Below are 8,658 nucleotides of genomic sequence, written 5' to 3' on the forward strand. Positions count from 1 at the left end.
CCCGGGGCCCCGTGCGACGCGCGCGGCTCCCTACGGCGTCACCGCGAACTCGCGCAGGATCGCCTCGGCCAGCTCCTGATCGCCGTCGATCTTGATCCGGTCCGCCACCGCCGCCGACCGTACCCGTCCGCACGCCAGCCGGTAGTACGTCTCCCAGTCCGTCGCCAGGGACACCACGGGGCCGAGCGACGGCGAGCCGTCGATCGAGCCGCGTCCCTCCGCGTTCACCCGGACCGTACGGAGGAACTCCACCGGCCCGCTCACGTCGATGACGACCGCCGAATGCGGCGGCACCCCGGCGTCCTTGGCGACCACCTTCGGCAGCGCCTCCAGCAGCACGTCGCGCGCGACCTGCGCGCCGGGGCCGTCGAGGTTGCCGGGCTTGTCCAGCGCGTGCCGCAGGTCCTGCTCGTGCACCCACACGTCGAACGCCCGCATCCGCAGGGCCGTTTCGAGGGTCTGCCGGCTGCGCAGCGGCGCCGGGACCATGGTGTCGGGATCGCGGTTCTCGTTGCGGAGCTGACGGTTGCGCCGGATGACGGTGTACTCCAGCTCGGAGACGATCTCCAGTCCGGTGTGGTGCCGCCGCACGTCGACCTGGAGCTCCATGTAGCGCGCGGAATCGCTCCGTACGTGGTACAGGTCGCGCGGGAGCGAGTGGATCGGCCGTGGGTCCCCGAGCATCTCGCACTCCATCCCGATGACGTGCGAGACGACGTCCCGCACGGACCAGCCCGGGCACGGCGTTCGCCTGTTCCACTCGCCCTCGACGAGTGGCTGCACCAGCTCGGTCAGCGCCTCGATGGAGTGGGACCAGGCGTCGGCGTAGTTCTGAAGGCTGGGATGGACGGTCACGGGACCCCTCGGCGGTTCTGCGGTACGCGGGCTGGCGGTCGGCTTGCGGGCTGCGGGCTGCGTGGGAGGCTCGGCAGCTAAGTTACGCTGCCCGATGGCCCCCTGGCAGTGCTTTCGTGTGACGATCGTAGGCCCGAGTTGACGTCGGGAACGCCAGGACGGTGGTACTGTGCCCGGCCTCGGTTCACCGAGACCGGGGCGTACGGTGTGAATCGGTGCAATCGGGCGGCGGAGGCGGGCAACGGAAACGGCCGACGCGAGCCGGTGCGGCCGGGCCCGGAGTCCGGATGGTCACCATCGCTGCGGCGCGGGTCAGCCGCGCGCGGGCTCGCCCCTGTCCCACAACTCCTCGCTGTGCTCGGCGAAGCGGTCGAACATGCCGCTGTTCCCCTGTCCGCGCAGGTGGAGGAGGGGGAGTCGTGCCCGACCAGCCGTGCGAGGTGGGGTGTCACCAGCGCGTCGTGATCGAAACGGAAGACGGACGGACCCACGTGATCGACCGCGTCTTCCCGGGCGCTGAATCGGGCCTCAAATCCCTCCAAGGGGCCGAGCCGGGCCAGGTGTTCCAGCCTGATCCTGATACGTGTGGAGACGGTCAGGGCGACCACGGAGATCCCGACGACCAGGAGGATCGCCGCAAGCGAACGGTCGGTTTCCTGCGGCCGGGAAGCGAGGGCGGCCGGTGACGTCGTGAGCGGCTTGTGCTCCTGCCCGGTGCCGGGGAACCGGACTGAGCCGTGACTCGTTCAGCGACGACGGGCTCCATGGTGCGTGTGTCATGAAGAGAGTCGGTAGTGGCACTCTTGAAGGCATGACTAAGCGTGCCCGCGTCCGCGCCCCTGAGCTGCGAGGACGGTCCTGGATCAACACCGGCGGCAAGGAACTGTCCCTCGCGGACTTCCGAGGTCGCGCAGTGATCCTGGATTTTTGGACGTTCTGCTGCATCAACTGTCTGCACGTCCTGGACGAGCTGCGCGAGCTGGAGGAGAAGCACCGCGACACCGTCGTGATCATCGGGGTGCACTCGCCGAAGTTCGTGCACGAGGCGGATCACCAGGCCGTCGTCGACGCCGTCGAGCGGTACGAGGTGCACCACCCCGTCCTGGACGATCCCGAGCTGGCCACCTGGAAGCAGTACGCCGTACGGGCCTGGCCCACGCTCGTCGTGATCGACCCCGAGGGATATGTCGTCGCCCAGCACGCGGGCGAGGGGCACGCGCACGCGCTCGAGACCCTGGTGGGAGAGCTGGAGGCCGAACACGCCGCCAAGGGGACACTGCGGCGCGGGGACGGGCCGTACGTGCCGCCGGAGCCGGTGGCCACCGATCTGCGCTTCCCCGGCAAGGCGCTCGTCCTCCCCGACGGTCACCTCCTGGTCTCGGACTCCACCCGGCACCAGCTCGTGGAGCTGGCGGAGGACAGCGAGACGGTCGTGCGCCGCATCGGCTCGGGCGAGCGCGGTTTCGGCCCCGGTTCGTTCAGCGAGCCGCAGGGGCTCGCCCTGCTCCCGGACGGCCGGGTGATCGTCGCGGACACCGTCAACCACGCGCTGCGCGCGTACGACCCGGCCGACGGCACGATCGAGACCGTCGCCGGGACCGGCAGGCAGTGGTGGCAGGGCTCGCCGTCGGCCGGGCCGGCCCTGGAGGTGGATCTCTCCTCGCCGTGGGACGTCGCCTGGTGGCAGGACCGGGTGTGGATCGCGATGGCCGGGGTGCACCAGCTGTGGACGTACGACCCGGCCACCGGGACCGTCGAGGCCGCGGCCGGCACCACCAACGAGGGGCTGGTGGACGGGCCGGCGGACCAGGCGTGGTTCGCCCAGCCGTCCGGGCTCGCGGCGGCCGGGGACCGGCTGTGGGTCGCCGACTCGGAGACCAGCGCCCTGCGGTACGTCGAGCGGGCTCCTGACGGCGAAACCGCGGATGCCGCAGGCAGCGCGGACGCCACGGGCGCCACAGCCACGGCCGACGGCGGGTCCGCAGCAGACGCCGGGTCCGCGGCCGCCGGTGGCGGCGGCTTCGTGGTCCGTACGGCCCTGGGCACCGGCCTCTTCGACTTCGGCCACCGCGACGGCGAGGCCGGGCAGGCCCTGCTCCAGCACCCGCTGGGCGTCACCGCGCTGCCCGACGGCTCGGTGGCCGTCTCGGACACGTACAACCATGCCCTGCGCCGCTACGCGCCCGGCGCGCACGAGGGCGCTCCCGGCGAGGTGACCACGCTCGCCACGGATCTGCGCGAGCCCAGCGACGCCGTGCTGGTCGGTGAGGACATCGTCGTGGTCGAGTCCGCGCGCCACCGGCTGACCCGGCTGCGGCTGCCGGACGAGGCGGTCCGCGTGGAGGCCGTCGCCCATCGCACGCGGCGGGCCGCCACGGAGGTCGCGCCGGGCCCGCTCCGGCTGGACGTGCTCTTCTCGGCCCCGACGGGCCAGAAGCTCGACACGCGGTACGGTCCCTCCACCCGGCTCCTGGTCTCCGCCACCCCGCCCGAGCTGCTGGCGGAGGGCGCCGGTTCCGGTACGGACCTCAGCCGCGACCTGGTGCTGGCCGACGGGGTGCCGGAGGGCGTCCTGCACGTCTCGGCGATGGCCGCGTCCTGTGACGACGACCCCGCCAACGAATACCCGGCCTGCCATGTGCACCAGCAGGACTGGGGAGTGCCGGTCCGCGTGAGCGGTACGGACGCCACGAGTGGCACGGGGGGCTCCGACGGTACGGGAGCCGCCCGCCTCGCGCTCGTGCTCGCCGGGCTCGACGCCCCGGCCGACGCCTGACACGCAGAGGGGTGTTCTGACGCGCACCGGTGTCTGACGCGCCCAGGTGTCCGGCGCGCCCGGGCTTCCGGCTCGCGTCGACGCCCGGCACACGTGTCGTCGGCGACACGCTCAGTAACGAGTGTGGTGGTCGTCCCGGTCCACGACGGTCGGGGCGACCGGCGGGACGACAGCCCGCCGACGGCGGGCGATGCTGGTGAACGTGGCGATACCGATGATGCCGACCGCCATCATGATCAGACCGACCAGATCGAGATTGACCGTGTCGATCTCCCAGTCGGTCGCGAAGGTGAGGATCGCCCCCACCGCGACAAGAACGATGCATCCGCCTATGCCCATGAATCCCGCCTCCTGTGTGAGTGGTGGTCGTTCCGGGCCATGGGTTCGCGTACCCCCGTCCGGAACGGCCATGCGGGCGGCGGCCGTTCGAGGCGATGCCCGGTCGGGCCGGCGGACGTGCGAGTCGGCGGACGTGAGAGTCACGGTCGGCCTGGTCGGCGGCCGTACGGGCGGCGGGTGCGGGAGCGACGGACGTGCGGGCCACGGGCGGACCGGCCGCTCACCTCTTGCGGGCCGGCTGCCACAGCCTCGTGCGGCTGCTCAGCCTCGCGCGGACCGGCTGCTCGCCTCGGGCGGTCGAACAGGGCCGCACCGCCCGGGCGTCAGCCCTCCAGGAACGCGACCAGCGCGTTCGCCAGCAGATACGGGTCCTCCGCGCCGCACAGTTCGCGCGCGCTGTGCATCGACAGGATCGCCACCCCGATGTCGACGGTCCGGATGCCGTGCCGGGCCGCGGTGATCGGGCCGATCGTCGTCCCGCACGGCATGGCGTTGTTGGAGACGAACGACTGCCAGGGCACGCCCGCCTTCTCGCAGGCCGCGGCGAACACGGCCCGGCCGCTGCCGTCCGTCGCGTACCGCATGTTCACGTTCACCTTGAGGATCGGGCCGCCGTTGGGGCGCGGGTGGTGCGTGGGGTCGTGGCGGTCGCCGTAGTTCGGATGCACGGCGTGGCCGGTGTCGGACGACAGACAGACCGTGCCGGCGAACGACCGCGCCCGGTCCTCGTACCCACCGCCCCGGGAGAGCACCGAGCGCTCCAGGACCGTGCCGAGCAGCGGGCCGTCGGCGCCGGTGTCCGACTGCGAGCCGTTCTCCTCGTGGTCGAAGGCGGCGAGCACTGGGATGTACGGGAGCGGCGCGCCGCCGCCCGCCCGGGTGGCCGCCGCGATCAGCGCGGCCGTTCCGGCGTGCACGGAGATGAGGTTGTCCATCCGGGGCCCGGCCACCAAGTCCCGGTTCTGGCCGAGATAGGCGGGCGGCTCGATGGCGTGCACCATCAGGTCCCAGCCGATGATGTCGTCGGCGCCCGTGCCGGTCTCCTCCGCCACGAAGCGGATCAGATCCCCCTCCGAGGGGCTGCCCAGGCCCCAGACCGGCTGCATGTGGCGCTGTCTGTCGAGCTTCAGCCCGTCCGTGTTCACCGAACGGTCGAGGTGCACGGCGAGCTGCGGCACGCGCAGCAGCGCGCGGTCCACGTTGACCAGCCGGTGGGAGCCGTCCCGCAGGGTGACCCGGCCGGCGAGTCCGAGGTCGCGGTCGAGCCAGGTGTTGAGCAGCGTCCCGCCGTAGATCTCGACCGCGACCTGGCGCCAGCCGTACGAGCCGGTGTCCGGCAGCGGTTTCACCCGCAGGTTCGGGGAGTCGGTGTGGGCGCCGACGATCCGGAACGGGGTGTGCGGCTCGGCGCCCTCCGGCACGTACCACGCGATGATCGCGCCGCCGCGCAGCACGAATCGGCCGCCTGCCGAGCCGTCCCAGGCATCCGTCTCCCGCACCTGCCGGAAGCCGGCCTTCTCCAGGCGCTCCGCGGCGTTGGCCACCGCGTGGTACGGCGATGGGCTGGCCGCGAGGAAGGACATGAGGTCGTCGGTGTGGCCGCGGTCGAAGCGGGCGGGAGTGCTCATGGGGTTCACCATAACGACGGGTCCCGACACCGGCTCCAGTGCCGGTTCGGACCGCGCGCGCCTGGCCGGAACGAACCCGTGCCGAGCCCCCGGGCGGAGCGTCGCGAAAAGGTCCGCCCAAGGTGCGAACGGGCACGAATTGGCGTGCGTGCGGGCACAGACGGTGCCCGGGGGAGAGACAGGAAACGGCGGGGGGGCCCTCCCCCGCGGGGAAAGGAGCACCCCCCCCCGCGCGGACGCTCGGACCGGTGCGGGCACCGGTCCGAGCGACGCGCACCAGTACGCGCACCAGTACGCGCACCAGTACGCGCACCAGTACGCGCACCGGTCCCGGGGCGGCCCGGGAGCGGCCTTACGGGGGCCACGGAACGCTGCGTCGTCCCCCCCCGCACGCCGCTTCTGGAACGCGCCGCCTTTCGGGAACGCGCCGTCTAGAACGCCGCCTCGTCCAGCTCCATCAGCGACCCGTCCACCGACTCCGCCAGTGCCCGCTGCGTCGAGACGCCCGGCAGCACGTTCGCCGCGAAGAACTTCGCCGCCGCGATCTTGCCCTGGTAGAACGGCACGTCCTTCGACGTCGCCGTCTCCAGCTTCTCCGCCGCCACCGCGGCCCCGCGCAGCAGCAGGTAGCCGACCACCACATCGCCCGAAGCCATCAGCAGCCGCGTCGTGTTGAGGCCGACCTTGTAGATGTTGGCGACGTCCTCGCCGGTGGCCGTGAGGTCGGTCAGCATGTGCGTGACGATGGCCTCCAGGTCCACGGCGGCCTTGGCCAGCGCGTCGCGGGCCGGCGCCAGGTCCGTACCGCCCGTGCCGACGGCGAGGAATGTCTTGATCTCCTCGGCCAGCGTGTTCAGCGCCTGCCCCTGGTCGCGGACGATCTTCCGGAAGAAGAAGTCCTGGCCCTGGATGGCGGTCGTGCCCTCGTAGAGGGTGTCGATCTTGGCGTCCCGGATGTACTGCTCGACCGGGTACTCCTGGAGGTAGCCGGACCCGCCGAACGTCTGCAGGGACTGTGCCAGTTGCTCGTACGACTGCTCGGAGCCGTACCCCTTGACGATCGGCAGCAGCAGGTCGTTCAGCCCGTGCAGCGCCTTCGCGTTCTCGCCCTCGGCCTCCTTGGCCGCGATCTCGTCCTGGACGGACGCCGTGTAGAGGACGAGGGAACGCATGCCCTCCGCGTACGCCTTCTGCGTCATCAGCGAGCGGCGCACGTCGGGGTGGTGCGTGATGGTGACCTTGGGCGCCGACTTGTCCATGAACTGCGCCAGGTCGGGGCCCTGCACGCGCTCCTTGGCGTACTCCAGAGCGTTCAGGTAGCCGCTGGAGAGGGTGGCGATGGCCTTCGTGCCGACCATCATCCGCGCGAACTCGATGATCCGGAACATCTGCCGGATGCCGTCGTGCTTGTCGCCGATCAGCCAGCCCTTGGCCGGGTGCCGGTCGCCGAAGGTCAGCTCGCAGGTGTTGGAGACCTTGAGGCCCATCTTGTGCTCGACGTTCGTCGCGTAGACGCCGTTGCGCGCCCCGAGTTCGCCGGTCTCCCAGTCGAACTCGTACTTCGGTACGAGGAAGAGGGAGAGGCCCTTCGTGCCGGGGCCGGCGCCCTCGGGGCGGGCGAGCACGTAGTGGAGGATGTTCTCCGAGAGGTCGTGCTCACCGGAGGTGATGAACCGCTTCACGCCCTTGATGTGCCAGCTGCCGTCCTCCTGCTCCACCGCCTTCGCCCGGCCCGCGCCGACGTCCGAGCCCGCGTCCGGCTCGGTGAGGACCATCGTGGAGGCCCACTGCTTCTCGATCGCGATCTCGGCGATCTTCTTCTGTGCCTCGGTGCCCTCGTCGAAGAGGACCCCGGCGAAGGCGGGACCCGACGCGTACATCCACACCGCCGGGTTCGCGCCCAGCACCAGCTCGGCGTAGGCCCAGATCAGCGAGCGGGGAGAGGTCGTGCCGCCGATCTCCTCGGGCAGGCCGAGCCGCCAGTACTCGGAGTCCATGTAGGACTGGTAGCTCTTCTTGAAGGTGGCCGGGAGGGGGGCGGTGCCGGTCTCGGGATCGAACACCGGCGGGGTGCGGTCGCCGTCCGTGTAGGACGCCGCGAGGTCGTTCTCCGCGAGGCGGACGACCTCCTCGAGGATGCTCTTGGCCGTTTCGACGTCCATCTCCGCGAACGGTCCTGTGCCGTACAGCTTGTCGCGCCCGAGCACCTCGAAGAGGTTGAACTCGATGTCGCGGAGATTCGACTTGTAGTGCCCCATGACGACGACTCCGTAAGGCTCGGGAGGCAGAGGAGGCAGAACCCTCGTGCTTGTACCAGTAAGTAGCTACCGATGATGCTACCCGTGGGTAATAAGAAGCAACCCTCTTCTCTCATCTGTGACGAGGCTCCCCCCGGCCGCGATCCTCAGTACGCTTGCCGCCATGTACGGCTACGACCAGAATTCGGGCGCTCAGCAGCAGTACGCGCATCCGTCGTCACACGCGCACCAGCAGATGGGCGGGCAGATGGGCGGGGTCGGCCCCGGCGGGTACGGCGAGCAGCCGCTGTACCCGGAACCGTCACCTCCGTCGCTCGGCGACGCCGTACGGGCGTTCACGACGGGAACGCTGTCCGCGGAGGACTTCCAGCAGATCTTCGCGACCTCGAAGGTCTACTGTCCGCGCGGTGAGAACCCCGGCTTCCTCGCGCTCCACAACACCCAGCAGCCGGTGATCCCCATGTTCAGCACGCTCAAGGAGCTGCGGCGGTACGCGGGGAAGGAGTCGAAGTACTTCGTGATCACGGGCGCCGAGGTGATCGACCTGCTGCCGACGGGGTACGGCTTCGTGCTCGACATGGAGGGCGATCACCGCATGGTGTTCGACGCGAAGGCGGTCGAGCAGATGGTGGACTTCGCGATGCGCCGTATGTACGGCTGACCCCGCTGTACGGCTGACCCCGCACCGACTTCGCCGCCCCCAAGGGCGCACCCGCGTACACGGGTGCGCCCTTGGTCTGTCCTGGGCCGACGGCGCGCGGGGGTGCGGGGGGATGCGCGGGGATGTGGGGGGATGCGCGGG

The 8,658-nt window shown here is 71.0% G+C and carries 6 protein-coding genes and 1 pseudogene; 2 read left to right on the top strand and 5 right to left on the bottom strand.

Features of this window, described 5'->3' with window-relative positions:
* Window positions 1–30 precede the first annotated feature (30 nt).
* A complete protein-coding gene (locus IG02_RS0110595; RefSeq protein WP_030744646.1) occupies window positions 31–855 on the bottom strand; it encodes a maleylpyruvate isomerase family mycothiol-dependent enzyme in 825 nt (274 codons plus the stop codon).
* Between the two features lie 312 nt (window positions 856–1,167).
* Window positions 1,168–1,469, bottom strand: a pseudogene (locus tag IG02_RS42705) (XRE family transcriptional regulator); the annotation flags it as partial.
* Window positions 1,470–1,666: 197 nt separating this feature from the next.
* Here IG02_RS42705 and IG02_RS0110605 point away from each other — a divergent pair.
* Complete coding sequence (locus tag IG02_RS0110605; protein ID WP_030744650.1) at window positions 1,667–3,631, top strand: NHL domain-containing thioredoxin family protein; 1,965 nt, start codon at window positions 1,667–1,669, stop codon at window positions 3,629–3,631.
* Between the two features lie 111 nt (window positions 3,632–3,742).
* Here IG02_RS0110605 and IG02_RS0110610 read toward each other — a convergent pair whose 3' ends face one another.
* The 3 genes from IG02_RS0110610 to IG02_RS0110620 form a co-directional block, all read right to left on the bottom strand.
* Window positions 3,743–3,970 carry a DUF6458 family protein gene (locus tag IG02_RS0110610; RefSeq protein WP_030744652.1) on the bottom strand — a complete coding sequence of 76 codons (228 nt, stop codon included), beginning with the start codon at window positions 3,968–3,970 and terminating at the stop codon, window positions 3,743–3,745.
* A gap of 323 nt (window positions 3,971–4,293) precedes the next feature.
* Window positions 4,294–5,598, bottom strand: coding sequence for a M18 family aminopeptidase (locus tag IG02_RS0110615; protein WP_030744653.1), 1,305 nt, complete (start codon window positions 5,596–5,598; stop codon window positions 4,294–4,296).
* Between the two features lie 431 nt (window positions 5,599–6,029).
* Window positions 6,030–7,856, bottom strand: coding sequence for an acyl-CoA dehydrogenase (locus IG02_RS0110620; protein ID WP_030744656.1), 1,827 nt, complete (start codon window positions 7,854–7,856; stop codon window positions 6,030–6,032).
* A 163-nt stretch (window positions 7,857–8,019) separates the two neighbouring features.
* Here IG02_RS0110620 and IG02_RS0110625 point away from each other — a divergent pair, with 163 nt between their 5' ends.
* Window positions 8,020–8,517: an SseB family protein gene (locus tag IG02_RS0110625; protein ID WP_030744657.1), complete on the top strand. Its 498-nt coding sequence runs from the start codon at window positions 8,020–8,022 to the stop codon at window positions 8,515–8,517.
* The last annotated feature ends 141 nt before the right edge of the window (window positions 8,518–8,658 follow it).

The organism is Streptomyces sp. NRRL F-5135 (assembly GCF_000719775.1).
GTDB classification, from domain to species: domain Bacteria; phylum Actinomycetota; class Actinomycetes; order Streptomycetales; family Streptomycetaceae; genus Streptomyces; species Streptomyces hebeiensis.